General features: G+C 58.4%; 27 protein-coding genes. 13 read left to right on the plus strand and 14 right to left on the minus strand.

Features of this window, described 5'->3' with window-relative positions:
- The first annotated feature begins 20 nt into the window (after nt 1–20).
- Entirely contained in the window at nt 21–713 is a 693-nt protein-coding gene (locus FJV83_RS19425) for a GntR family transcriptional regulator (protein WP_095774291.1), read from the plus strand.
- Between the two features lie 6 nt (nt 714–719).
- On the opposite strand, the gene FJV83_RS19430 is transcribed toward FJV83_RS19425, so the two are convergent.
- Nucleotides 720–1673 carry a LysR family transcriptional regulator gene (locus FJV83_RS19430; protein WP_095774247.1) on the minus strand — a complete coding sequence of 318 codons (954 nt, stop codon included), beginning with the start codon at nt 1671–1673 and terminating at the stop codon, nt 720–722.
- A 119-nt stretch (nt 1674–1792) separates the two neighbouring features.
- Between FJV83_RS19430 and FJV83_RS19435 the strand changes: the two genes are divergently transcribed.
- Nucleotides 1793–3286, plus strand: coding sequence for a M81 family metallopeptidase (locus tag FJV83_RS19435; protein WP_095774248.1), 1494 nt, complete (start codon nt 1793–1795; stop codon nt 3284–3286).
- A 153-nt stretch (nt 3287–3439) separates the two neighbouring features.
- A complete protein-coding gene (locus tag FJV83_RS36475; RefSeq protein ID WP_179296493.1) occupies nt 3440–3610 on the plus strand; it encodes a hypothetical protein in 171 nt (56 codons plus the stop codon).
- 503 nt (nt 3611–4113) lie between these two features.
- Here the strand turns inward: FJV83_RS36475 and FJV83_RS19440 are convergent.
- The 5 genes from FJV83_RS19440 to FJV83_RS19460 are packed head-to-tail and all read right to left on the minus strand — an operon-like array spanning nt 4114 to nt 8588.
- On the minus strand, nt 4114–4608 hold the full coding sequence (locus tag FJV83_RS19440; protein WP_348628971.1) for a GNAT family N-acetyltransferase: 495 nt from the start codon (nt 4606–4608) through the stop codon (nt 4114–4116).
- Between the two features lie 54 nt (nt 4609–4662).
- Entirely contained in the window at nt 4663–5841 is a 1179-nt protein-coding gene (locus FJV83_RS19445; RefSeq protein ID WP_095774249.1) for an acetyl-CoA C-acyltransferase, read from the minus strand.
- A gap of 3 nt (nt 5842–5844) precedes the next feature.
- Nucleotides 5845–7128, minus strand: a complete 1284-nt coding sequence (locus tag FJV83_RS19450) for an ArgE/DapE family deacylase (protein WP_095774293.1) — start codon at nt 7126–7128, stop codon at nt 5845–5847.
- Nucleotides 7129–7141: 13 nt separating this feature from the next.
- On the minus strand, nt 7142–7774 hold the full coding sequence (locus tag FJV83_RS19455; RefSeq protein WP_095774250.1) for a 3-oxoacid CoA-transferase subunit B: 633 nt from the start codon (nt 7772–7774) through the stop codon (nt 7142–7144).
- Between the two features lie 7 nt (nt 7775–7781).
- Nucleotides 7782–8588: a CoA transferase subunit A gene (locus tag FJV83_RS19460; protein ID WP_095774251.1), complete on the minus strand. Its 807-nt coding sequence runs from the start codon at nt 8586–8588 to the stop codon at nt 7782–7784.
- An 866-nt stretch (nt 8589–9454) separates the two neighbouring features.
- Here FJV83_RS19460 and FJV83_RS19465 point away from each other — a divergent pair.
- The 8 genes from FJV83_RS19465 (at nt 9455) to FJV83_RS19500 (ending at nt 18833) form a co-directional block, all read left to right on the plus strand.
- Nucleotides 9455–10942 (plus strand): ABC transporter substrate-binding protein, encoded by a 1488-nt coding sequence (locus FJV83_RS19465; RefSeq protein WP_095774252.1) that lies wholly within the window; start codon nt 9455–9457, stop codon nt 10940–10942.
- A gap of 5 nt (nt 10943–10947) precedes the next feature.
- A complete protein-coding gene (locus FJV83_RS19470) occupies nt 10948–11889 on the plus strand; it encodes an ABC transporter permease (RefSeq protein ID WP_095774253.1) in 942 nt (313 codons plus the stop codon).
- Between the two features lies 1 nt (nt 11890).
- The gene (locus FJV83_RS19475; protein WP_095774254.1) at nt 11891–12772 is read left to right on the plus strand and encodes an ABC transporter permease; all 882 of its coding nucleotides are present in this window, start codon (nt 11891–11893) and stop codon (nt 12770–12772) included.
- Between the two features lie 7 nt (nt 12773–12779).
- A complete protein-coding gene (locus FJV83_RS19480) occupies nt 12780–13823 on the plus strand; it encodes an ABC transporter ATP-binding protein (protein WP_245318202.1) in 1044 nt (347 codons plus the stop codon).
- On the plus strand, nt 13820–14812 hold the full coding sequence (locus FJV83_RS19485; protein ID WP_095774256.1) for a dipeptide ABC transporter ATP-binding protein: 993 nt from the start codon (nt 13820–13822) through the stop codon (nt 14810–14812). The genes FJV83_RS19480 and FJV83_RS19485 overlap by 4 nt, the downstream gene beginning before the upstream one ends.
- A gap of 359 nt (nt 14813–15171) precedes the next feature.
- On the plus strand, nt 15172–15669 hold the full coding sequence (locus FJV83_RS19490) for a UPF0262 family protein (RefSeq protein ID WP_095774294.1): 498 nt from the start codon (nt 15172–15174) through the stop codon (nt 15667–15669).
- Nucleotides 15670–15877: 208 nt separating this feature from the next.
- A complete protein-coding gene (locus FJV83_RS19495; RefSeq protein WP_095774295.1) occupies nt 15878–17233 on the plus strand; it encodes a Glu/Leu/Phe/Val dehydrogenase in 1356 nt (451 codons plus the stop codon).
- A gap of 190 nt (nt 17234–17423) precedes the next feature.
- Nucleotides 17424–18833 (plus strand): ISNCY family transposase, encoded by a 1410-nt coding sequence (locus tag FJV83_RS19500; RefSeq protein ID WP_095776200.1) that lies wholly within the window; start codon nt 17424–17426, stop codon nt 18831–18833.
- 485 nt (nt 18834–19318) lie between these two features.
- Here FJV83_RS19500 and FJV83_RS19505 read toward each other — a convergent pair whose 3' ends face one another.
- The gene (locus FJV83_RS19505; protein ID WP_246691885.1) at nt 19319–19804 is read right to left on the minus strand and encodes a hypothetical protein; all 486 of its coding nucleotides are present in this window, start codon (nt 19802–19804) and stop codon (nt 19319–19321) included.
- Nucleotides 19805–19835: 31 nt separating this feature from the next.
- A complete protein-coding gene (locus FJV83_RS19510) occupies nt 19836–20438 on the minus strand; it encodes a hypothetical protein (RefSeq protein ID WP_095776123.1) in 603 nt (200 codons plus the stop codon).
- A 117-nt stretch (nt 20439–20555) separates the two neighbouring features.
- Between FJV83_RS19510 and FJV83_RS19515 the strand changes: the two genes are divergently transcribed.
- On the plus strand, nt 20556–21062 hold the full coding sequence (locus FJV83_RS19515) for a helix-turn-helix transcriptional regulator (RefSeq protein ID WP_245318418.1): 507 nt from the start codon (nt 20556–20558) through the stop codon (nt 21060–21062).
- 94 nt (nt 21063–21156) lie between these two features.
- Here FJV83_RS19515 and FJV83_RS37725 read toward each other — a convergent pair whose 3' ends face one another.
- From FJV83_RS37725 to FJV83_RS19530, 3 genes are all read right to left on the minus strand, one after another.
- Complete coding sequence (locus FJV83_RS37725; protein WP_348628983.1) at nt 21157–21420, minus strand: ATP-binding protein; 264 nt, start codon at nt 21418–21420, stop codon at nt 21157–21159.
- A 103-nt stretch (nt 21421–21523) separates the two neighbouring features.
- Nucleotides 21524–22549: a dienelactone hydrolase-related enzyme gene (locus FJV83_RS19525; protein WP_095776125.1), complete on the minus strand. Its 1026-nt coding sequence runs from the start codon at nt 22547–22549 to the stop codon at nt 21524–21526.
- Nucleotides 22539–24152, minus strand: a complete 1614-nt coding sequence (locus tag FJV83_RS19530) for a hypothetical protein (RefSeq protein ID WP_095776126.1) — start codon at nt 24150–24152, stop codon at nt 22539–22541. Before FJV83_RS19530 ends, FJV83_RS19525 begins: the two co-directional genes overlap by 11 nt.
- 338 nt (nt 24153–24490) lie before the next feature.
- Here FJV83_RS19530 and FJV83_RS19535 point away from each other — a divergent pair, with 338 nt between their 5' ends.
- A complete protein-coding gene (locus FJV83_RS19535; RefSeq protein WP_095776127.1) occupies nt 24491–24835 on the plus strand; it encodes a hypothetical protein in 345 nt (114 codons plus the stop codon).
- Here FJV83_RS19535 and FJV83_RS36480 read toward each other — a convergent pair.
- Genes FJV83_RS36480 through FJV83_RS19545 form a run of 3 tightly spaced genes read right to left on the minus strand, consistent with a single transcriptional unit; the run spans nt 24832 to nt 26140 of the window.
- Nucleotides 24832–24996, minus strand: a complete 165-nt coding sequence (locus FJV83_RS36480) for a hypothetical protein (protein ID WP_164753924.1) — start codon at nt 24994–24996, stop codon at nt 24832–24834. The two genes, FJV83_RS19535 and FJV83_RS36480, sit on opposite strands and share 4 nt — an antisense overlap.
- Nucleotides 24993–25541, minus strand: a complete 549-nt coding sequence (locus FJV83_RS19540) for a thermonuclease family protein (RefSeq protein WP_095776128.1) — start codon at nt 25539–25541, stop codon at nt 24993–24995. The genes FJV83_RS36480 and FJV83_RS19540 overlap by 4 nt, the downstream gene beginning before the upstream one ends.
- Entirely contained in the window at nt 25538–26140 is a 603-nt protein-coding gene (locus FJV83_RS19545; protein WP_095776129.1) for a hypothetical protein, read from the minus strand. The genes FJV83_RS19540 and FJV83_RS19545 overlap by 4 nt, the downstream gene beginning before the upstream one ends.
- Between the last annotated feature and the right edge of the window lie 69 nt (nt 26141–26209).

Raw genomic sequence — 26209 nt, forward strand, 5'->3', positions numbered from 1 at the left:
CGAAGGCAGGACGCCAAGCGATGGACAGGAGCAACACGATCACGCCGGCGCCAGCGGCAGGTGCGCTTGAGGAGGAGGCCTATCAGCTCATTCGCCGCGCTCTTATTGATGGCGATTTCATACCGGACAGCAAACTTTCCATTCGGGTCGTCTGCGGGGCATTGTCGCTGAGCCCGATGCCTGTGCGCGCCGCTCTACGCCGCTTGGTCAACGAGCGCGCGCTGGACGCCAAGCCAACAGGGACGGCCGTGGTGCCTCGCATGACCCGGCGCGAGTTTTCCGACCTGACTGCGATGCGCCTGCAACTGGAGCCGTTGGCGCTGACGCTTGCTGCGCCGCATCTGAAGCCCGCACAGTTCGAGCGGTTTGACGCTTTCGTATTGCAGCATGAAAGAGCCCGCCTCGAGACTGATCCGAAAGGCGTGCGGCAGGCGGATACCGGTTTCCTGTTCGAGCTCTACCGCTCCTCCGGTTCGGCCCTGTTACTCAGCTTCATCGAGAGTTTGTGGCTTCGTCGCAGCCCAATGTTCTGGGAGGCTCGTTGGGCGCTGTTAGGTAGCTCGGTTGGCCGGGCGCCGCACAGGCACAAGGAAATCACTGACGCTCTGCGACACGGCGAGACCGCTATGGCGCGGGACTTCCTCATTGACGAAATTCGCAACACCGGCGAGTTCCTGCTCGAGGCGATGAGGTTCCGCGAGGCCACTGACTGAGCCTGCTCAGTTATAGGTGCGCTCCTCCAGTGATGTTTGGGCGATCATCTCATGGATCGTACGCACGAAGGCGGTCTCGGCCGGGTTCATGCTGCGGCGCGGGTTAACCACGAACTGGACGTCCACTGCTGGTAAATTTTCCTTCGGCGGCACCTGCCACAGGAGCCTGGCATCGACGTCTCGCCGTGCGACATGCACCGGCAGCGCTCCAATGCCCATCCCATTGATGATCATGCGCCGCACCTCAGGCAGATTGGCCGAGATTCCATGTGGTTCGGGTTGTAGATTTGCCCGCTCGCGCAACTGGCGCACCAGGTAAAGCGGACCATTCTCACTTTCTGTCTGGAACGACACCGAGCGTTCGCCGGATATCTCCTCGATACCGATGTCCGACCGGCCGAATAGTCTGTGCATCGGTCCACAGAACAGGCCAAAGAACTCTCGGAAAAGAGTGCGGCCGTCCAACAAAGAATCGTTCTCGCGCATCAGGCAGAGGCCTGCCGACGCCTGATTCTGGCGAACGCGGCTCAGGACCTCGGCGCTGTCTGTAATCGATATCGAATATGTCACCTCTGGATAGGCTGTGTTGAAGTGAGCCATTGCCTCATCGAAATGCTTGCAGACCACGTGGCTCGTCATTGCAATGGCGATATGGCCGGTGACAACGGTCTCCGCCGCCGCCATAAGACCCGGCAGTCGCGAGATCGAGCCAAAGATCATAAGGCTCTCGCGATACAGGGATTCGCCCGCCGGGGTGAGCGCGAAATGCCCCGGCCGGCGATCGAGCAGCCGCTTCTCGCTGGTTTCTTCCAGCCGTTTCAGCGCGCTGCTGATTGTAGGCTGGCTAAGATTCATAAACTCTGCCGCACGAGTGACCCCACCCTGCTCGACTACCACAATGAAGGTGCGCAGCAGGTTCCAGTCCAGGCGCCAGAGAAAACGCTCTTCGTACGGTCGCATTATCTCAGCCTATAGTGATGATTACGTTTATCTGTTTGCGCTATGAGCGGCGGTGAGTCAATCTGACCAACATACGAGTTCCCAACGCAAGCGCTCATGGACAGAGGAAAGCAACAAATATGTCTCTTACTATTTTCGCCGCAACTATTATGCATGAGTCGCATACGTTTAACATCGCGCCGACTAAGCTGGATGATTTTCGGAACGCCGACTATCTCGAGGGTGCTGCGATAGACGAGGCGATGCGGGGAACGCGCAGCGAATGGGGTGCGGTACTCGATCTCGCCGACGAGTTTGGCTGGCATCTCGTGCATCCGCTTGCGGCCTACGCGGAGCCCGCCGGCCGGGTCACGGACCATGCGTTCGATCACATGCTCGGAATCATCACCCATGCGCTCGAACGGGCGATGCCGGTGCACGGCGTAATACTGCCGCTGCACGGCGCCATGGTCACCGAGAGTCACGATGACGCCGAAGGGGAGATCCTCAGACAAGTACGGGCCATCGTCGGGCAAGCAGTACCCATTGCCGTCACTCTCGACCTGCATGCAAACGCAACCGAAAGCATGGCGCGCCTGGCCAACATCATCACCACGTACCGCACAACGCCGCATACCGACACCTACGAGACCGCTGAGCGTGCCGGCCGACTGCTGCAGCGAGCGATGCTGGGTGAGATCAAGCCAACCGTCACGCTGGCGAACCGTCCGGTTCTGAGCGGGCTCGACCATGGCCGCACGATTGCCGGACATGGGGCAATGGTCGAGATGCTGGCACGCGTGCGTGAGGCCGAAGCAGAGACGCCTGGCGTGCTCGATATCGGCGTAAACGCCGGCTTCGTCTGGGCTGACGTGCCGTTCACCGGACCCACAGTGTTGGTCACCGGCGATGGAGCGCGGCCCGAATATCGAGCGGTCGCCGAACAGTTGGCCGATTTTATCTGGGATAGCCGTGGCCGCGAAACAGTCCAACTGCTCCCCATGGACGAAACCATCGACATCGCCCGCAAGGTCGCTCCAGCCGGCTCTGGGCCGCTGCTGATTGGCGACTACACCGACAATCCCGGCGGCGGCGCTCATGGGGATTGCACCGGTCTGGTTCTCGCCTTGGTTGAAGCCGGTATCAAGGGCGTTGCGGTCGGCACCATCGCCGATCCGGGCGCCGCCGCCGCTGGTCTCAAAGCGGGAGTCGGCGCGACGGTTACGGTGGACCTCGGCGGCAAGAAAGATCCCCGCTTCGGTGGTTCGCCAATTCGGCTGACCGGCACGGTGGGCGCCGTCTCTGACGGAATCTATGTCCGCAAGGGCAAGTACATGACTGGCACCAAGGCTAATATGGGCCCGAGCTTCCGCCTCGATCTTGACGGCATACAGATCATCGTCGTGACTTACGCGACTCAGATCGATGACCGCGAGCAGTTCCGCATGTATGGCATTGAGCCGGAGCGCATGAATATCCTCGCCTGCAAGGCGATGAACCACTTCCGCGTCGATTTCGAGCCGATTGCGCGGGCGCTTATCTATGTCGACGCGGGCGGCATCTGCTCGCTTGATTTCAAGCAGTTTCCTTGGAGCAAACTCAGGCGGCCGATCTGGCCACTGGACCTCGATTGATGCATGCGAATACGATCCCATGGGGAGTGAACAGCGGCCGCCTCTCTGGCAAAGTGAGTCGTCAATAACACTCACCCTGTAGGAGACGCCGTCATCGAAGCTGGAACTTACGCCCACCGCTATCCACACCGATCTTGCCGCATTTTCGTACAAATGGACCTCTCGCTCAACGTAGCTGATCACCTCGGCGTCGCCGGGCAATGGCTACGAGATGTCGAAGCACTGGGGGGCGGCGACGATACGACGGCATTGCTAGATCGTTTTGCTCAGTTCCAGAAGAAGGTGCTATCTCGTACGGGCAATCAGGTTCCGATCGTGTGCTGAAGGTGAGCAGGATTGAAAGCTTCGTCGTCAGTCCAGCTTGTATTAGCCTCGCGCAGTCGGCCGCGCTCTACATCGCCGCGCCTGCCTTGCGAAACGTCGGGCTTCCCCACCGCCAAAAAGGCAAACGGGTCGCAGACTCAGGTGAAGCGATGGGCGGCGCGATTTTTCGTGGTACGTCGGTGTCACACCTTCCCGCGTCAACTCTCGGGCAACCAGCGCCTAGTCCAGTTCGCACCAGCCCTGCGGTGGGCGGCGCATTCGATGAAACAGACGCTGTCCAGCGCCGTCTCGTCGTAGCCCGGCGCTAACGGTTGCTCGAAATCCGCCCTCTCGCGCCCACAGCAAATTTACCTAAACCGAGGTCTTGACGTTAGAGAAGGCATTGACAAACTCCCGCAGCGACGTCCCGCCAGGCCTGCCGAGTTTACGGACTGGAGGAAGTGATCCGGCGGTCACCTTGACAATGGCAGAGAACACTATTGGTGCAGCCTCGAAAGTGGCGGTTAGTTTCCGCTGCGACAAAACTTCTCGAATGCCTCGCCATGAAGTCTGTGGATCGTCTCATCGTTCGACGGTTCGAATCCATGCCGAAGATAAAAGCGAGCGCCCGCCTGATTGACATGGTCGACGGTCAGGTGAAGAAAGTGGTAACCGTCATTGCTGGCGGCCCGGGCGACGTGGCGCAGCAACTTTTCACCGATTCGGGCGCTACGGAATTCCTCGTGGACGAACAGGTCCTGGACGTACAGGCCCGGCTTGCCCCTCCAGGGAGAAAACATCGGGAAGTAAAGGCATATGGCGGCTGTCTTGCCGTCCACCTCGGCCAGCATTACGGCAAATTCGCGCCGAGGACCAAAACCGGCGGCTTCGATATCTTCCCTGGTGCTTTTCAATCGTCCAGGAGCGCCGAGGGACTCAGTCAGCAACTGAAGCGCCAGCAGGATCTCGTCGCAATCCTGGCGCTCGGCAATCCGAAATGATAATCCAGACGTCATCATGATCCTTTCTGCTTCCGTCGTCAGGAGCGGAGCCACGAGCTAGGTAGTTTTTACTCAGGAAGCGACCTCAAGAAGCGCTGCGGCCCCCATGCCCCAACCCACACACATGCTCACCACCACCAAGCGCGCGCCACGCCGGCGTCCTTCCAGCAGCGCGTGGCCGACAAGGCGTGCACCGCTCATACCGTAAGGATGGCCAATCGAGATGGCGCCGCCATTGACATTCAGCTTTTCCGGATCGAGACCGAGCCGATCGCGGCAATAGACGAGCTGCGCGGCAAAAGCCTCATTGATCTCGAAGAGGTCGATGTCGTCGAGCGAAATGCCGTGGCGCTGGAGCAGCGATGGAATCGCCAGCGCGGGGCCAATGCCCATTTCCTCGGGGGCGCATCCAACGGTCAACATGCCACGAAATAGACCGAGAGGCGCAAGCCCTCGCCGGGAAGCCTCGTCACCCGACATCAAGACGCAGGCCGAGGCTCCGTCTGAAAGCTGCGAAGAGTTGCCCGCGGTTACGGTGGAAGGCTCTCCCATGACAGGAATCAGGCCGGAAAGGTCCGAAAGCCTGGTGGCAGGCCGGTTGCACTCGTCGCGCGAAGGCGCGACGGTGAGGCGCCTTTCCGCGCCGGTGTCCCGGTCCTTTTCGATCTTCTCCGTCTCGAAAGGAACAATCTCGTCTGCGAAGCGCCCCGCTTCCTGCGCTGCGGCTGTGCGCTTTTGACTGGCCAGCGCATATTCATCCTGCGCCGCACGGGTGATTCGATATTTGCGCGCAACCAGATCGGCGGTGGCCAGCATGGCCATGTAATAGCCCTCGCGCACACGGGCGATGCGGTAATGCGTCCCATTCCAATCGTCGTTCTGTACCAGCGAGATGCTATCCATCCCGCCCGCCAGAGCGATATCGCAGTCGCCGGAGCGGATCTGGTTGGCTGCAGTTGCAATCGCCGATAAACCAGACGCGCATTGCCGGTCGATAGTTGCGGCGGCCACTCCGTCGGGAAGGCCAGCGGCGAAGACGGTATGACGGGCGACATTGATGCCGCTGGTGCCCTGAGTAAGGGCGCAGCCCAGTGTAAAATCCTGGACTTCCCCGCCCTCCAGGCTGGCACGGGTCAAGGCGGCGCGCACGGCATGGGCCGCGAGGACAGGCCCTTGCGTGGCATTGAAGGCACCGCGATAGGCCTTCCCAATGGGGGTTCGGGCGGTGGACACAATGACGGCGTCGCGCATGGGTTATACTTCCTCCAGGCCGCACCAGTCGGCGATGAACAGGGCGGTCGATTGGGTGATGCGGCGCACGGATTCGAGATCGACCCGCTCGTTGAACCCGTGGATCGCCTCAGCGCGCGGGCCATAGACGAGCGCTGGGGTGTCGGCGTAGAGGCCGAAGAAGCGGGCATCGGTCGTGGCGGTGATCGCCTCATGCTCGAGGGGCTTACCGACGACAAAGCTGTGGGCGCGGTCGAGCGCGGCCAGTGCCGCGCGCGCTGCTGCACTCTGGTCATCTTTGAAGGAATAGCCCTCAGCGGCGAAGCCATTGTAGACAACTTCGGGCCGGTTGCTGGCGAGGAAGGGATGGTTGCGGGCCGCATCGAAGATGGCCTGTTCTATCATGCGGCGCATGTCATCGAGGTTCTGGCCGGGGAATACTCCCATGCGCACATCGAAAACACACCAGGCGGGAACGGAACTGGCCCAATCGCCGCCCTCGATCTTGCCGATGTTGAGGTTGAGCGCATGGCTGTGGTCTGCATAGTCGTGATGGCGGCATTCTTGTGCGTTCATCCGCCGCTCCAACAGGTGCAGCGCCTCGAACAGGGGTATGGCCGCTTCGATGGCGTTGGCGCCCGAAGCGGCATAGGCGACATGGGTGGGCAGACCCTTCAGGCGCACCTGAAACCAAATCACCCCAACCTGCGAAGACACGAGCTTTTCGGCAAAGGGTTCCGGAATCAATACCGCATCTGCGCGATAGCCGCGCTGCAAGCAGGCAAGGGCGCCATTGCCGGTGCATTCCTCCTCCACGACAGACTGAAAGAAAACGTCGGCAGCGGGGCGCAGGCCGATATGCTTCAACGCCTCGATCGCAAAGAGGTTCGAGGCCAACCCAGCCTTCATGTCACCCGCGCCGCGGCCACCCATCCAGTCGCCATCGATATGGGGGTCGAAGGGCGCGCGTTCCCACATTTCCAGCGGACCGGTCGGCACCACGTCGACATGGCCGTTGAGGATGAGGCTGCGCCCGCGCTTGCTGCAACTGCGCAGGGTTCCCACGACGTTCGCCGCATCGTCGTAATCGCCGATGACGGGCGAGAACCCCGGCAGCCCAGCGATGTCAGCGACGTCTATCTGCCAGCGGTCGACCTCATAACCAAGTCTGCCAAGCTCGCGTGCGATGAAATCCTGGGCGGACTGCTCCTGCCCCCGCGTTGAGGGGTGGCGAACGAGCTCAACCAGAAAATCTCTTTCGCGGTCGAAAAGCGCGTCGACGGCGTGCAGGATAGCTGTTTTGTCAATGTCCATGTTCATCCTAGAAGTTCGGCACGCCCTGATCGGCGACGTGAAGGGGCGCGCGAGTGGCCTCGCGCAATTCGGCGAGGCTCACGCCTTCCGCGATCTCGACAAGCTCAAGGCCTGTCGGGGTCACGTCAAGGACTGCCATGTCAGTATAAATGCGGTTGACGCGGCCTTTCGCTGTCAACGGCAGCGTGCATTCCTCCAGGATCTTGGAGTCACCTTTGCGGTCGGTATGGGTCATTATCACTCCGACCCGGCGAGCCTTCTGCGCCAACTCGATCGCGCCGCCCATGCCCGGCGAGAATTTTCCGGGGATTTTCCAATTCGCAAGGTCGCCGTTGGCGGCCACCTCAAAGGCCCCCAGCAAGGTCAGATCGAGGCGGCCTGAGCGGACGATGGCGAAGCTGATCGCACTGTCGAAAAACGCTGTGCCGGGGATCACAGAGACATAGGCTCCGCCCGCGTCAATCAAGTTACGGTCGGCCTTGTCGGCGGACAGGACCGGGCCGACACCGGTGATTCCATTTTCCGAATGCAGGCAGACGGGCATATTGGCCGGCACGTATTGCAGGACCTCGGTCGGCAGGCCGATCCCAAGATTGACGGTCATGCCGGGCAAGATATCAGCTGCTGCGCGGCGCAGCATGCGCTCTTTAGCGTTTGACGACACCATAAACCTCCGGCAGTTCGGACAATTCGACGACGTGATCCACAAAGGTCCCGGACAGGTGAATATCCTCGGGAGCGAGCGCACCCAGAGACGCGAGAGACTCGGTCTCGACGATGGTCTTGCGTGCAGCCATGGCCATCAGCGGGTTGAAGTTGCGCGCCGAGGCGGCGAAGGACAAGTTGCCGAAACAGTCTGCCCGCGCGGCGTGCACGAGCGCGAAATCCGCCGTCAAAGCCGTCTCCAGGAGGCCAGCTCTACCGTCGACTGTGACGCGGGTTTTGCCATCCTCAAGCGGGGTGCCAAGACCAATATCGGTGACAAAACCCATCATCCCGGCACCAGCGATGCGGATGCGTTCGGCGAGGATGCCTTGTGGGACGAATTCAACCTCAATAGCGCCGTCGTTCATCATACGCATGGCCCTAGGATTAAGGCCGACATGAGTGGTGATCAGTCGCGCGACTTGGCCACTTTCAAGAAGCCAATCGACGCCCATCCTAGCCTCGTTGGCGTCGTTTTTAATGATGGTCAGCCCACGCGGCCCCTGGCGGACGAGCTCACGGATCAAGCAAAACGGCGTTCCCGGCACGCCGAAACCACCTAGCATGATCACTGCACCATCGCCGATCATGGCGATAGCGTCTCCGATCAAGCCAACCTTGTTGGATAGTTTCATTCCGATCATCCATTTCGTGTCGGCCAGAATGGCTGCGCGAGAGTTTGACGTGGTTGCCACACTGTTGTCGCCATTTTTGGCATAGCGCAAACAGATAATTGTAATGACGGCCATTGATCTGATTAATGGTCGGTACCTACGAAGAGCGTTCTTTGGCGCCGGACTGGAACCTGCTGCGCACCTTCGTGGCGGTTGAGCAGGGTGGCGTCATTCGTGCGACAGAATTTAGGAATCTCGGCCAGCCTACAACCGGCCGCGCGCTGAAGGGAGACCACCGAGAAGTAGTTGCTCGATCGCCGGCCGGGGCATCTCGCGCTGACCTCAGTCGAAGCCCTGTATCGCGAGAACAAGCAACAGCGCTGATCGGCTCTGTTTGCTCACCAGACACTCGGTGGTCAGCCACAGCCGCGGGGCGCGCTGGAGGAGAAACTACCGCCCGGCGGAGATATTCAGCATAAAGGTGCGGGTTGCTATTCGTCTGCGACTTCAAGGGTGACGGCACCGCATTATCAGACTAAGTGCTCAACTTGCAAAATGTTGGAGTACTGCTTTTGATCGGTCGCTTAAGCCGATGCTCCGGTAGGCGCCCCTGCACGTGCGCAGCAAGTTCCCACTCGAGCTTTCAGCGAAAGCGCTCACCCCCCAGAGTCATCTATAAATCTGGTCAATAGCCATGATTATGAATATCTGTTTGCCTTATGCTCTGGGAGCGGCCATTTTGGAGCGTCTCAGCGACTAACTTCGGTGCACAAGCCATGCCCTCGCAATGGAGATCGTCTTTGCGCGGACTAGCTGCGATGGGCGAATAGGCGAGTTATGCCATGTCTTCGGGAAGCAAAAACACCACGTTCAGCACAATCAATAAAACAAGGGGAATAGATATGACAATCACGCGACGCACATTGATGAAATCAACTTTGGCTGCTGGCGTAGCCCTCGCAGTCCCGTCGGCACTGCGTGCACAGGGTCAGCCAGTTCGAATGATTATGGGTGACATCCAGATCTTCGATCCGGTATTTAGTACCTCGGCGTACACTATGAACCATGCAACCGCAATTTATGACACTCTGTTTGCCTTGGATGCCGATCTTGTGCCTCAGCCACAAATGGTGGGCAAATGGGGCGTTTCGGATGACAAGAAGACCTACACATTTGAGCTGCGTGATGGCCTGAGCTGGCATGATGGCACGCCTGTGACCGCGGCTGACTGTGTGGCATCGATCCGTCGCTGGGGCCAGGTTCAGCCGTCCGGGCAGCTACTGCTGGAGCGCACTGAGAGCATCACGGCCACGGACGACAAGATCTTTACGATCACGCTCAAGGAGCCGCTTGGTTTGATGATCGACATCCTGGCCGTTACCGGGCAGCCGCTGTTCATGATGCGCGAGCAGGATGCGAAACTTCCAGCAACAAAGCAGGTCACCACGAATGTCGGCTCGGGGCCGTACAAGTTCAACGCAGAGCTTACCAGGCCTGGTTCGCGCGTCGTCTACGAGCGCAACGAGCAATATGTGCCTAGGGACGAGCCGTCCAGCGGCTTCGCCGGTGGCAAGATCGCGAAAGTCGAGCAGGTCATCTGGGAAAACATTTCGGATCCGCAGACCGCGCTGGGGGCACTGCAAGCAGGTGAGGTGGATTTCTGGCTGGAGCCCGTCGCCGATCTGTTTCCCGCGATTGAAAGCAGCAACACACTAGTCCTTGATACCATGGGTGGAAATGGATGGGACTGGGTGGTGCGGATGAACTTTCTGCAGCCGCCTTTTAGCAACGTCAAGATGCGCCAGGCATTGCTGCATCTGATCGATCAAAAAGCTTTCTTGAGCCTATTATCTCCCGATCCCAAGCTCGGTCGGACTGTTACGTCGATGTTTGGAACTGGGTCACCTTACTCGAATGAAGTAAATGCGGATTGGTTCAAGGATGGGGGCAATTTCGATAAAGCGCGACAACTGATCGCGGAGGCGGGATACGCCGGCGAAAAGGTTGTCATCCTCGATCCGACGGATTGGCGCGAAGGCGATTTGGCCTCGCAATTGCTTACCAGTGTGCTGCAGAAGGCAGGCATCAACGCCGAGCTTGCTCCCATGACCTGGAGCGAACTGGCTGTGCGGCGGGATAAAAAGGGTCCGGTAGAAGAAGGTGGCTGGAGCGCTTTTATTACGAATTTTTCAAATTTTGAACTTGGTAATCCGATGTCGGCGTCTCTTTTCCTCATGAACGGCGAAAAGGCTTGGTACGGGTGGCCGAAGAATGACGAATACGAAGCGCTCCGAGCCAAGTGGCCAGACACTGAGACATTGGAGGAGCGGAAGAAGCTGGCGCGTGAGATGCAGCGTGTTTGGTGGGATCACGTCGGTGTCGTTTACCTTTGCGAGACCGCAGCACCTGCCGCACGGAGCAATTCACTGGTGGATATGATCAAGTCCCCGTCCCCAGAGCGGGCAATCTGGAACATGCGGAAAGTCTAAAGCTGATGGTGTCCTACATCCTTCGCAGGATGATTTCGGCCATCGCCGTTATGGCGATGGTCGGGATCTTCGTCTTTCTTCTAATCAGGCTGGCTCCGGGTGATCCCGCAGCAGTCATGGCCGGGCGGAACGCGACGGAAGAGATCATAGCTGGCATCCGCGAGCAACTGGGATTGAACGAACCATTGCCGGTTCAGTTCATCCACTGGCTCTCGGCGATGCTGCACGGGGACTTCGGCACCTCGATTTTCTCTGGCCGTCCGGTTCTCGAACTCCTCCTACAGCGGCTGGGGCCAACCGTTTCGCTGTCTATACTGACCTTAGCCATTTCGGTATGTGTCGGGGTGTATTTCGGTATCCTTGCTGCGTGGCGCGCCGGCGGTATCGTCGACCGCCTTTTATCGGTCTTCTCGGCGTTCGGGTATTCTGTTCCGGTGTTCGTCATCGGCTACTTCCTCGTTTACCTGCTCGCGATCAGCGCGAAATGGCTGCCCGTCCAAGGCTACGCGCCAATCGAAGTGGGCGTAGGCGACTGGCTTGCACACCTGATCCTACCGACCATTGCCTTAAGCCTGCCCTATATAGCGTTCGTCGCCCGCGTCACACGCGCGAGCATGCTTGAGATACTGTCGGAAGACTACATGCGCACCGCGGCGGCCAAGGGCGCCTCTCCCTATGCCATGCTCTTTCACCATGCCCTAAAGAACGCCGGCGTTCCTATCCTGACTGTGATCGGCCTGAGCTTCGCCTACCTTATCGGCGGGGTTGTGCTCACCGAAACGGTGTTCAATATCCCCGGCGTTGGGCGGCTGGTGGTCGACGCGATCAACACCCGGGACTATCCAATTATCCAGAGCATGCTGATCCTCACCTCGGGCCTGTACGTCCTCATCAATCTTGCGGTCGATCTGGCCTATACGCTCATCGATCCCCGCATCAGGTACTGATATGATGTTCTCTTCTGCTAATATTGACACCGTGCCGACCACTCTACTAGGACTTTCGAATCTCCCCCGGCTCGCAAGGCGGCATCCACTGGTCTTGATCGGCAGCGGCCTCCTAATGCTCCTGATCATCCTAGCGGTGGCCGCACCGTTTTACGCCGGTGACCCCCGGAACATGGATCCGTTCGTCCGCCTGCAGCCACCATCTGCCGAGCACTGGTTCGGGACTGACAATCTGGGTCGGGACGTGTTCGCCCGAACCGTTTACGGGGCGCGCATCTCGCTAATGGTGGGTCTGATATCGGCTATATTGGCGGCTTGTGCTGGGTTGCTGATTGGTGTCGTCGCAGGGTACGTGCGCAGATTCGACAACGTCATCATGCGCGTCATGGATGCCTTGATGTCGATCCCAACCATCTTGCTGGCTATCGCCCTCATCTCCTTGACGGGTCCCGGGGTCGGCATCCTGATCGTCGCCGTGACGCTTCCTCAGACGCCAAGCGTGACCCGGCTTGTGCGCTCGGTGGTACTGAGCGTGCGCGAGCGTCCCTACGTGGAGGCGGCGGTCTGCGGCGGCGCGCGGTTGCCGAAGGTTCTGTGGCGACACATTCTTCCGAGCACCATCCCGCCGCTCATGGTACAGTGCGCCATAGTCTGCGCAGATGCGATTATGACCGAAGCCGGGCTGAGCTTCCTAGGCGTAGGCGTACCACCCGAGATCCCAAGCTGGGGCAACATGATCTCAAGCTCGCGCATCTATCTCGCTTCCGCGCCGCTGACGATCTTCGCTCCCGGCATCTTTCTCGCGGTCACGGTTTTGGCGGTCAATCTCTTGGGTGATGGCCTACGGGATCTGTTCGATCCCCGCGCGAAACGGAGGCGCTGAGATGCTGATGCAAGTCTCCAGCCAGGAAAGAAAAATTGAGGGTTTTAGGGAGGACAGGACCATCGACAATGACGTGCTTTTGGATGTCCGGGATCTTGAGACCCACTTCTTCGGTGAAGAAAGTGTCACCCGCGCTCTAGGCGGGGTTAGCTTCCAAGTAAAGAAGGGGGAAACGCTCGCCGTAGTCGGCGAATCCGGTTGCGGCAAGAGCGTGACGGCCCTGTCCATTATGCGCCTGCTGCCGAAGCTGTCCGCCAAGACGGTGGGCGGCGAGGTTCGCTTTCACGGTCGCAATCTCTTGGATCTGTCCGAGCGCGAGATGCGCAGGATTCGGGGGGATAAGATCGCGATGATCTTCCAGGATCCAATGACGAGCCTCAACCCGGTCTACACCGTCGGTCGCCAGATTGCAGAAGCGGTACAAATCCATACTGGTGCCTCCCGTTCCGAGGCCTTGGCAAAGGCTGCAGAAATGCTGCGCCTCGTCCGCATTGCGGACCCCGAAAGGCGGGTTAACGATTATCCCCACGAGATGTCGGGGGGCATGCGCCAGCGTGCCATGATTGCCATGGCACTTGCCTGCTCACCCGAACTCCTGATTGCCGACGAGCCGACGACGGCTCTCGATGTCACTATCCAGGCACAAATCCTGCGGCTAATCGTCGATCTGAAGGATCGCACGGGAACCTCGGTGATGTTCATCACCCATGACCTTGGCGTCGTGGCCGAGACCTGCCAGCGCGTGATCGTGATGTATGCCGGCCGGATTGTCGAGCAGGCAACGGTGACAGATCTCTTCGACCGACCCATGCATCCATACACTAAAGCTCTCATGCGTTCGGTCCCAGACAGACGGCGCGGGAATGAGCGCCGCCTGCCGGAAATCCTTGGCATCGTCCCGAGCCTGCGCGAGCCCATTGTCGGGTGCAGCTTTGCGCCGCGCTGTCCGTTCGCGACCGAAGTCTGCCGGGAGAAGACGCCGGTTCTTAAGGAATACGCCGCCGATCACGCGGCCGCCTGCTGGCATGCAGAAGAGGTGGTGAGCGCATGAGTGGCCCTTTGTTGCAAGTCGAAAAATTAATAAAGCACTATCCACTCAGTGGTGGGCTCTTCAATAAAGATCCATTGGTGGTGCGAGCGGTCGAGAATGTCTCTTTTTCTGTGGAGGCAGGCGAGACGCTCTGCATTGTCGGCGAGTCAGGATGCGGCAAGTCCACGATCGCACGGCTCTTGATGCGGCTCATCGACCCGACGAGTGGCCGCGTACTGCTCGAGGGAACCGATATTGCCAGTCTCAATAAGAACGAGCTTCGGAATTGGCGCCGTCGGATGCAGATGGTCTTCCAGGATCCCTATTCGTCGCTGAACCCGCGGCTAACGGCCGGGCAGATCATCACAGAACCCGTTGAGAATTTCGAGCGTCTGACCCGCAAGAAACGCGAAGCCCTTGCGGCGGAGCTTTTACGCAAGGTGGGGCTTGCGCCCGAGATCATGCACAGGCTTCCCTCGGAGCTATCGGGCGGTCAGCGCCAGCGGCTCGGAATTGCACGCGCGTTGTCCCTCAAACCCTCAATCATCATCGCCGACGAGGCAGTCTCCGCTCTCGACGTTTCCGTGCAGGCGCAGATCCTGAATCTTCTCATGGACCTGCAGGAGGAAACGGGGATCGCCTTCGTGTTCATTTCGCACGATCTTGGTGTTGTGGAGCATATTGGTCACCGAGTAGCCGTCATGTATCTCGGTCGGATTGTCGAATTGGCAACTTGCGAAGCTCTCTTCGCAAATCCGATCCATCCTTACACCGAGGCTCTTATAGCCGCGGCTCCAGTGCCCGACCCCACATATGTCAGACTGGAAGTGCCCGTCGAGGGCGAGGTACCGAGCCCGGTCAATCCGCCAACAGGCTGCGCGTTCCACCCGCGCTGTCCGTTGGCAGAAGGCCGCTGCCGGACAGAGGTCCCGCCTTTCGTACCGGCGGCAGATGGCCGCCTTGTGGCCTGTCATGTGCGCGCTCCGGCCACCGCGTCGTTGCGCAGTTGAGTGGAGCGGGCGACGCTTCTGGTTGTGTCATCGCCGGTTCTCTGCTGCCGCGAATTATGTACGCGTGCCCTCGACACCTCTTCGCGAGGAAGTCCATAATCTCAGTCAATAATGATGATTATGATTATCTGTTTGCATTATGTCTTCGACACGGTCAAATTCGTCAGCGAAGAGTGTTGGCATCCAAAAAAAAACCCTTGAGAGTTGCCGCTGGAAACGAGCTCGGCAGAGGGAACGACATTACGCCATCGGGCCTGCGCTTTCCTAACCTCAATGGTTTGGAACTAACGCTTTGGGCGATGTCGCGGGGCATTGGCATCGCAATGTGTGTCGAAGCGATGGTAGGGAAGGGCAGAGTCCTGGCCGGCGCCCGGTATCATCTTTGCGATGTCGCACTCGATTGCTCCTTCGGGATACGGGACGCGCGCGTCGAGCGTGAACAGGCGCTGGCGATCATCGATCTTTTGGAAAGCAACACATTCACGCCGATTGGCCATGACGGCGGCCCCTATCGACTCAAGATCGAGACGGTGGACGGACGGTTGGCCCTGCACGTTGCCGAGGACAACGGGGTGCATGTTGTCAGCCACTATCTCTCGCTCACCCCTTTCCGGCGGCTGATCAAGGACTACACGCGCATTTGCGAAAGCCACTACGATGCCATGTGCCGGCCCGGGCCAGAGCGGCTGGAGGCGATCGATATGGGCCGCCGTGGCATCCACAACGAAGCGGCCGAGCTTTTAAGAGAGCGTCTCTCCTCTAAAGTCAGCATCGACAAGGGCACGGCGCGCCGCCTGTTCACGCTGATCTATGCGCTCCTCGCCCGCAATGCCGAGCATAGGATTCTCTCGAGTTGAATAGCTATCAAATTGTTGCCCCTGACGGACGGTGGCCGGTGGTCAATAACCATGGAAGGAAGTACCAAGTGCATGCAACGTCACAACTGCCGGCACCAATCGGCAAGCATCATTCTCCAAATCATGCCACTCAACGCGTGAGGGGTGCGTGATGGAGGTCAGCTCCGCAGGCTTTCTGGATAGCGTCGACCAGAACTTCCGCCATGCCATGTCCTTCCTTGATCTGCCGGAGGGATTGGCAGAGCGGATCATCCAGTGCAATTCGACCTATACGGTCCGCTTCGGAGTTCGTCTGCGCGGTCGCATGTACAGCTTCATCGGCTGGCGGTCGGTCCACAGCGAGCACTGCGAACCGGTCAAGGGCGGGATCCGCTACGCATCCAATGCCGATGCCGAAGAGGTCGAGGCACTGGCCGCATTGATGACGCTAAAGTGCTCGCTCGTTGACGTTCCCTTTGGCGGTTCCAAGGGCGCGCTGAAGATTGATCCGCGCGAGTGGACACCGCAGGAACTCGAGCGCATCACCCGCCGCTTTACCCAGGAGCTCAACAAGCGCGGCCTGATCGGTCCGGGCGTTAACGTTCCGGCTCCCGATATCGGCACCGGTGAGCGCGAAATGGCCTGGATGATGGATGAGTTCCGTCGTGCCAATCCGACCGATGTCGTCAATGCGCGCGCCTGCGTCACCGGCAAGCCCTTGTCGAAGGGCGGCATCGCGGGCCGCACGGAAGCGACGGGCAGGGGCGTCCAATTCGCCATCCAAAGCTTTCTTCGCGACACTCGCACAGTCGGGCTCGACGGCCGACGCGATCTGAAGGGCGTCTCGGTCATCGTGCAAGGCTTCGGCAATGTCGGCTATCACGCAGCCAAGTTCGTGTCCGAAGAGGACGGCGCACGCATCACCGTTGTTGCTGAACGCGACGGCTATGTCACCAATACCGAGGGTATCCCCATCGAGGCGCTCAAGCAGCATCAGATCCGCACCGGCAGCATTCTCGGCTTTGAAGGCGCCAAGTCCTTTGTCGGCGATATGACCGGCATCGAACAGCCCTGCGACGTTCTCATTCCAGCGGCGATGGAAAATGCCATTCATGTCGAAAACGCGGAACGCATCAAGGCACACCTGGTCGTGGAGGCGGCCAACGGTCCCGTCAGCTTCGAGGCGGACAAGATCCTGCGCTCCCGTGGTGTGACCATTCTTCCGGATCTCTATGTCAATGCCGGTGGCGTCGTCGTCAGCTACTTCGAGTGGGTTAAGAACCTGACGCATATTCCCTTCGGCCTGATGGAACGGCGCCGGCGCGAGCGGCGCAACCAGACAATCGCTGCAGCGCTCGAGCGGATGACGGGCAAGGAGTTCCCGGCCGACATCCGCGACGAATTCCTCGAAGGCGGCGCAGAGATCGACCTCGTTCGTTCGGGTCTCGAAGATGTCATGCGCAGCACCTGGGCCCGCATCGGCGATCTCATGGAGAAGCAACCGGAACTCGGGGACTATCGCACCGCCGCCTATGTCGCCTCCATCCGACAGATCGCCGAAGCCTACGAGGCGATAGGAATTTGACCTTAGTCCTAAGAACCACATCAGCGAGGTGGCGTGGTTGAGTTCCATAAGATAGATTATGCGACTTTCACATGTAGGAGCTAAGTTAAAATGTCCGGGTTTGGCAAAGTAGGAATGTCGCTCCTGCTTGTGCGCTGCCAATCTCTCCGCCTTCGACGGTGCGGGAGATTGCAACTTGGGACTTGTTCTGATGAGCGAACGCGAGCTGAAGCGTATCGAGGTTTTGTCGAAGGTCATTGAACGACGCATCTCCACTGCGTCGGGCGCGAGGATCCTGGGGCTCACGGTCCGCCAGACCCAACGATTGTTGAGGACATTCCAAGACGACGGTGCCGCAGCTCTCCGGCACAAGGCGCGCGGCAGATGTTCGAACAATCGCATCATCGATAACGTTCGTGACTTTGTCCTGGAGCTGATCCGCGAACATTATGTCGACTTTGGTCCGACGCTTGTCGGCGAGAAGCTGCTCGAGCGACACCAGATAGCGGTCAGCAAAGAGACGCTGCGCAAATGGATGACCGAAGCCGGCATTTGGACATCGCGACGTGAGCGCAAGCGCCAGATTCATCAACCGCGTGGTAGGCGAGATTGCTTCGGCGAGTTGGTTCAGATCGACGGATCGCACCATTGGTGGTTTGAGAGCCGGGGGCCAAAGTGCGCCCTGCTCGTCTACATCGATGACGCCACCGGCAAGCTGCTGCACCTGCGCTTTGCCGGCTCCGAGAACACGTTCGACTACCTGATAGCTACGAAGGCGTATTTGCAGGAATGGGGCAAGCCGATCTCGTTCTACAGCGACAAGCATGGTGTCTTTCGCTCGACGCATGGTTCTAAGAAGGATCGCACCAGCGGACTGACGCAGTTCGGCCGAGCGCTCTACGAATTGAACATCGACATCATCTGCGCCAACAGCCCGCAGGCTAAGGGTCGCGTCGAACGCGCCAACCAAACATTGCAAGACCGTCTCGTGAAGGAATTGCGCCTGCGCGGCATCAGCACGATCGAGGCAGCGAATGCCTACGCACGCGAGTTTGCTGCAGACTTTAATGCCCGCTTCGGCAAAGAGCCGCGCAATCCGAAGGACATGCACCGCCTGCTCGCTGACCATGAGAACCTGGACGGCGCCCTGTGCCGCAAGGAGGTTCGCACGCTGTCTCAGGCTTTGACACTGCGCTATGACAAGGTGCTGTTCATTCTCGATCCGAGCGCCTTCGCTAAGCGCCTGGCTGGCAAGAAGGTAGTCGTCTGCGACTACCCCGATGGCCGGCTTGAGATCATGGAAGGCAGCACGTCCCTGCCCTACAGAACCTTCGACAAGTTGCGATCGGTTCACAGGTCGAAGATTGTCGAGAATAAGCGCCTGGATGAAGCTCTTTCAATGGTGGCCGAGATGCAGGCTGGTCGGGAGCTAACGCGCAGCAAGCACGGCCCTCGGCGGACCGGACAGACCAACCATCTGTTCGGGATTCCTGATGGCAGCCAGGCCAATGGCTATGTGAAGCGCGATCGCAAGCCGGGCCGCAGGACGGATTTCATGAACGATCCAGCCGTCATCGCTCGGCGGGAACAGGCATTGGCGGAGCTGTTGGCTGCGGAGTAGACGTCCAGTCCGGCACTCAGAAGCTAAAGCCGAGGAGCTTGGCTGAGCCGCCCCCGATCGGGCTGCGCAACCCCGACCAGCTTACGCCCGATCGCGTGCTCACGTAGGCGCCAGCAAGCGCGTCACTGTCGCGTTTCTAATTGCTGCGACCTACCCTGCGAATTGCCCCTTTGCGACATTTCAACTTTGCTGAGCGCGCGACATTCGAACTTGGTTGCAACATCACAAGTTTAGGTTAACATTTCTTCACATTTCAACGTATTGGCAGCACTTTATCCAAGTCTTTCCGATTGTCCTCGACAGAAATACGATCAGCTTCCAACAGTCAAGCCTACTTTAAGCCTCAGATCGACAGATAGATGTTGAATGGCCGCATCTCACCGTCTGATTAAAACTCGGCGGTCGACTATGGACTCTTCTTAACCGCCGGCGTCCCAAGTCAGACTATATCGGCCTTCGCTCGCTCGCGTCCCCTCTCGGTGCACTCACCTATGCGGCATGCAATAGACGCCCTCGGATTCCATCAGTACCGCGCCACCCTTCAACTCGCTGAGTGCGCCGGCCCACGCTTGCGAATAAGTGCGGCTGGCATCCACGGCCGTCAGCCAAAGAACGCGATTGTCGGCCAATTCAACTTTAACTTCCTGCTGCAAAGGACTCCCCTGCACGGTCTGTTGATAGTGGCGTTTGATCCTGACATTGCTGGCCGGAAACTCGGCTTCGTTGCTGCCGTAGTTCAGCACAAATCCAGTGTGGTCCTCAGCCACCGAACAACTGCCATCGCGCTCGCACACGATTTTGGCTGCGGTCTTGCAGTCCCATTTCAGTGAAGCCGGCCACATAGGGTTGTCCACGTTTGATCGCGGCTTGTCGCTCTGACCAGCCACCGCCAACACTGTGCCTGTGTTCATAATCACAGCGGACAGGAGAAGCGCCTTGAACACTTCAAACCTCCCTGAAATTGTCACCATCGTAGCACCTCGTCCTGCGTGATCGCCTGGCTCATGGGATGTTGAGAGTGAACCAGCTTTTCTGGCGCACGCCGTTCGCGTCATCATACTCGATAAACCAGGGCTTTCCGCGCATCGGTCGAGGGATGGTGTAGTAAGTGGGGCCATTACCAAGGGAATGCCCTCGATCGTTTCCCGCGGTCTGGATTGTTGCCGCAACCACCTTCCCGTCGATTTCGATTTGGACCGGACGTGAACCGTCTCCATGATGCCCGCCGAGGGCGTTGTTTTTGAAAACAACGGGCAAGGAGAGCCTATCGGCCGCGATGCGGCAGATGTTCCGTTCTTGACCTAAGCCCGGCCGATCGGATTCGGAGCTGCCAACTGCTTGCCAGCCAGACGGACAATCCTCATACTTCTCAAATCTCGCCGCGCTGGAGTTGGCTTGCGGACAGGTCGGCCAGTCAAAACCCGGAGCTTCCATCGCCGCAATCAACTTGTAGATCGGCGGGTGGCACGAGGAGGTACCTTGCCAGTCGCCGGAAAGACATAGGAGGACCTGACAGCCCCATTCCGACGCTTTTGATTGGGATGGAAGAGCTGCGGCGCCCGCGATGGCGACGGCACCCCCTAGTAGGAATTTGAGTATGGTCATAGCCTTTTCCTCGCTGCTGATTTGACAGTTTACTATGGATGATCCGCGCGAAAAAGGACAGGTCGAAAAGGTAGGTTTGTGCGACTACATCGATTTATGAAACGAGACGACGGAGGCGTGGTCAACAACCCGTTGCGCGCCAACATTGCACTGACGCTTGAGCAGGAGAGAGCCAGACGCGGCCTATCCCACATGCACATGGCAGAACTGTTTCGGACCGCCGAGGGCGAAAAACTGGCCTATCGAACCTACATTCAGACTGTGCGTCAGAAAAATAATGTCACATTGATGACGCTGCAGATCATGGCAAACGGCTTGCAACTGTCTTTTGCATCACTGCTCGCCGGCGGCAAGAAAGTTCCGGAATGGGCGCATCGGTTGGACGACAATGCGATTCGCAAGCGGCTGGCGCACATCATCGATTTTGAGCGACAACGACGTACTTTGCACCGCTATGAGATGGCCGAACTAATCGGCGTGGCGGAGGCGACATTCACGAAACTGGAACGCGCGAGCGGCAATATCAGCGTGGACACGATTGCGGCGATCGCCAAGGCGTTGAAACTTGATCCAGCGACCTTCCTCTTTTCCGAAAAGATCCCGCCTGGCGGAGCCGACATCTAGCCGCCTGACGAGTGTTCCTAAAGGGCCTGTAATACGCCCGCCCCCAGCCGGCGACCGCTCCCATGCCCCTGCCCGTCAGGCCTAGCGGCCGACTTTAGACTAGCACCCCCGCCGCGGCTGTCGAGCCGCTGCTGTCATCGTCGGCTGCTAGCCTGTTGCAGCGGCGGGGATGATAAGGGACTTTAACATGGACGACTGTGCCGGCGTCGGGAATTCTGCTGATGAAGAGCTTCCTCTTGAGGGTCGAAACCATATGAGAACAAGCCGTCAAACCTAGCCCGGTGTGATTGCCGGCGCGTGTAGAGTAGAAGGGTGTCGTGACTTTTGCCGGTGTCACGCCTGCGCCGTTGTCGGCCAATTCCAGGGGTCGGTTCCGGTAGGGGGGCGACCCAGATTCATCACTTTAGTGTCGTGATGCCCACCAGAGAATTTGCTGGTGAACTGACCGGCCAACGCCAAACTCATGCTTGCCGGGCAGACTTGTCAGCACGCGACAGAAACCGCTTCAAGCTCAAACCGGCCAACAAAATGTATGGCGGCATGGCGAGCGAATAATGACCACAGTTTAATTCCAAAATATTTGGCCTAGCTCCGGCGTCCTTCAGCCTCTGCATGAACCTCTCCGATAGCTCTGGCAACACCACTTTGTCTCTCTTAGCCAACACAACGTGAAGACCGAGATCAGGCCGTGCCAAACTATCTGCGTAATTCTCCAAGTTAAGTGGACCCCAAGCCCTTCTGAGCTCGGTCAGCTTAATCGCTGGCTCGAGACTAGCACGTATCAATCGTGTCGCGCGACCCGCCCAAACCATATCCGCTAGACTCCCCGCCGTGAGAAACAACGAGGCTTTCGACACAGCCGAGTCGTGCGCCGCGAGAAGGCCCGCAACCCAGGAGCCTAAGCTCATACCGACAACTGAAATCTCTCGATAGCCTTCGATCTTCAACCAACGTATGAGCTTTCGCCCATCTAACACTGCCTGCCTTACAGATTGAATCGTTCGACCGAGATTAGGGCTAAGCATATAGTCAGCGTGCGCGGAGCCGGGACGGCTGCGCTCGAAGTGATAAGGCATAGCGATCTCGACAACCGTGATGCCACGTTGCGAGAAAAAGTTGGCGATCTGACGATTCCGGAAGGTTGCATTCCAATGGTGAAAAATCACCATCGCCTGATCGAACGACCCGCTTTCTGTGATTTTCGCCGAGACGACATTGTTCTGTTCGATATCAGTAGATATGTCCGATGGAAATTTGAGCCACCCATCTAGCCTTTCAAACCCCTGAACACTCACATTCGGGTCATCGAAAAAGGCTGGATCAGCCACGGCTTGGTCCGCAAGGGCACAGAATTCCTCGATACTTGTTATCTTATCCGCACCTGGAAAGGCGCGTTCCGCGTCAAGGGCGAAATCGGTTGATTTCTTCCCTTCCTCACCGCGTCGCGCCCGCCGCTCATCCCAATGATCAAGCCAACTATGATACACTCTGATTGTTTCCCAACTTAATCGCTTGCCGTCGCCCCAACCCTGGATCAAACAAGCCATATATTGCGAACAGCACTCCAACGCCCAGAAGGATCGAAAAGCCAGCAAATGCATCGATCAGCAAGTAGCTAGCCACGAGTAACGCTACGATCGCTGACATCTTCCACAAAGACATACGAAACCGAGGTTCGACACCTACACGGATGGAGCCGTACAGAAATACAGCACAGGTCGAAATAGCGATAAGAAGGCTACTATAATGGGTCGGCCTACGGTAGCTGATCACGGCGGTCACATCATTTCGCCCATAGAAGGCGGAAGACATATCGCCGACCAACCACGCCACAATATTCTCCCCACGCGATGTCAGGTAAGCACTCTGGAGCTTCATGACTATGGCGATCAGAAGCCCCAAAACAGTACACCGAAAAATCGCACGCATAACCCTGAGGCTGGCTTCATGGAAGCCGTATTGATAATCCACCTCGGGCGAATTACTCGCTGCTTTTCCAATTTTCCAAAGATCATGAATCACTGTATAAAGCAAAATTAGACCTACAAAGAACAGATAAAAACATAGGCACATGTATAGGTAAGCGAGCCCCGTGAACACGATCGCTTCCGGCACCGATATAACTTCAGGGCGCACAATCGCTAACGAGCCCCAGTCCGTCGCATAGCTGCCACCACCTTTGAGCAACGGGATTAAAGACACGCCGATCCACTGAAAAAGACCGGCGAATACCACACAAATCAAAAGAACCGCCCAATATGAATACGAAGAAGCTTGTACGCTGCGCGCCCAAGCATCGTCGCTTTCCATCTTGTCGCCCTGCGCTACAAGCTTTGGGCGGCCTTCATCTTTCCAAAAGGTCACCAGCTCTGTCACGAAGGCAAAAAACAGTGGCAAAAATACCATGAAGACGAATGTCCAATTCGCTGTCCAAAGAAACCCAACCTGCTTGACGACGCCATCCGCCCGGCCATATGTCACGCTGTGAATCCCCGTAAGATACGACAAAAACCCAAGAGCGGTGACACCCGCAAACACCGACGCCGGTAAATTCAGGGGAGATCCGCGACTAAAAAACGCCTCCGATTTCCTCGCCAAACTAAAACGCCGGCTCGGCCCCTTGGGGTCAGTATCCCGTGTCAGCACTGCTGGGGAGTCTGTCTCGTCGTCGAAGGTCGCCGTCAGTGCCGTATCTGGAATCTCCTGTGCAACGCTGCTTCCGGCTCTCTTCCATCCTCGTCTCTTGATCGATAGCCGCGATTGCGCCGCACTAAGCTCCATCTGCCATTCGCTAGTCGCGACCGGATCATCGCATCCGAGAATCCTCGCCAGCCAACGAATGTTGGCAGTGCTAATACCCTTCTCGTTCTCTTGAAACCAAAGCTGCACCGTTCGCAGATCGACCCCAACCCGGTTGGAATCAATCTGTGAAATCGCCTCTGCAAGGAGCTCGGGCGTCCATGGGCCGGCAGGAAACCCGTCTTTGCCCAGTAGTCGACCCGCGCCCGCCGCCGCCAATCGTTTGAATAATTCTTTGAAATCACTCCCGTCTCTGGGCGGAGGGAGAAATAACTTTCCGTTCTTAAACAACAGCTTATAGGCTCTAGTTTCGTTCCGCTTCGCTAGGCTTCGTATCTTATCGTGCCTTCGTGCTCAATCAACGCTTTTATCAACTGGATTTGGCCGGCACGGGAGACGATCGATGACTGGTGACCCGCTGGAGAGGCTGCACACGGTTGTTGCGGGGGAGATGTTTCGCAAACCGCCGGCCAAGGCACTGAGCTGCCCGGATCGGTCGCGACCGCATGAGCGAAAAGTAGGGGAAGCCAGGGCTTCGGGAGCCTGAGAAGCAGAGGGATGAAGCCATCCCTATTTTTCTCGCCTCCCCAGGTATCATTTACGAATTGTCATGAGCGTGGAGCCAATCGATGCCCATTCAAGTGGTCTGTAACAACGGAGTGGTGGAAGAGGCCGACGGGGTCCAGAATCCGATCGCGGCGCATCGTCAGGCAGTCGCCATGGTTGAACGTCTCGGCAAGCGATGGATGGGGGCAGAAGGGCCGGACGCGACCCTGACCGGCCGGCGATTGGATTCGGTCATGGCGGAAGAGGTTATCGCGCGTCGGCGCGCGGCCGCTGCGCCGGTGGCCGATGTCGTTGAGATGAAAATGAAGGCAGCTTATTTCTGTCGGTTGTTGGGGAACGACTGGTGCGAGATTGACGTCGACGATATGCGCGCGTTGCTCGGTTCTTTCGCGAAACTGCAGGCCTAGGAGAAGAGCGCTGAAATCCATGAGGCCACGGTATTCCAGGCCGCATAGAGCCCTGCAGGCACCAAGATGATTGCCAAGAACGCCGCGGCTCCGCCAATAGCGCCGTCACCGCGTCCTTCCACGGGATAGTAATATTTGTGCGCCTCATCGTCGTGCTTCATTCTTGTCTCTCCGATCGCTTATTTAGCAGCAGCTGAACAGGGTGCTGAAACGTCGTGCCCCACAAACCTGCACGTTTCATCTTAGCGTTGATTTCCGCGACGAGGTAGTTCTCATTGACGGCTTTGCCCTTTGCTGTCGTTGCGGCAAACGCGTATCCGGTCGCTATGAGCGCGGTGCCGACGTCGATTGTGTCGCCATTCAGCTGCGCACCGCAGACGACAAAGGCCGCCTTGTCGAGGGCGTAGCCGATTGGCTGGCATGTCACCGCCGCGCTATCGAACAGTGCTGCCAGATGCGCCAGCGAGATGTTCCCGCAATCGAGTTTGTTCCCATTTGGCTGTTCAGCCGACGTGCCGCGAAGACATGACTGCACGCCATAGAGGCGGAAAAGATGGTCGCCGTCACGCCAGGTATCTCCAGTCAGCAGTTGAGCCGATTTCGATACCGCGAAGGGCGTTTGCGCAGCAGATTCGGATGCATCCTGGGCCTGTGCCGATGCGCACAAACCAAAAGCGGCCAGCACTGCAAAGCGCGCCTGTTTCATTCCTGGAACTGTCCACCGAGGTCGGCGGAGTGCTCCAGATCGGGGCGCAGCGACTTGCCGTCCTTGTTGCGTCCGATTGCGGCCATGCCGAAGAAAACCATTTCGTCATCGTCGTAGGCGACGTTGTACGGGTCGTTTGTATTGCCCGCACCCACGAGAGAAAAACACGACACGGCGTCGGGTTCCCCCTTCCTGCTCTGCAGCACAAGCGTTTTGCAAAGCACGACAGAAGCACGATGGTTGTAGATTCCTTCTTCATAGTCCTGCGCGGCCTTCGTGCAGTCCCACGCCTGCGTCTTGTAGGTAATCTTTGGATTTGGGCAGGCCGCGAGGCCGCGCAGTCGATAGGCCACGCCGTTGATGACGCGCTCGGTCGCCGACGACGCCTTAACCGGCGAACTGAGGGTCGCCGCGTCGCGCTGAAAGAGCGCGCCTTTCGCATCGTAGCGCTCATAGACGAACACCTTCTCGCCCGGCTTGGCAAACTGGAGCAGGTAGTGTTCCGACGGCTGCGCGAAGGCATTTGGAGCGTCGGCGCCGGCAGCATAAGCCGCGGTGCCCTGGAGCAGCAAAGCCGTGCAAAGGGCAATCTGTTTCATCGAAATCCGTCCCTGCGGTGCATATGGTGTTGACACTTTACTAGGGCTGCGTGTAGCCATAGTAAAGTG

This window comes from Mesorhizobium sp. WSM4307, assembly GCF_007003945.1.
Lineage (GTDB): Bacteria > Pseudomonadota > Alphaproteobacteria > Rhizobiales > Rhizobiaceae > Mesorhizobium.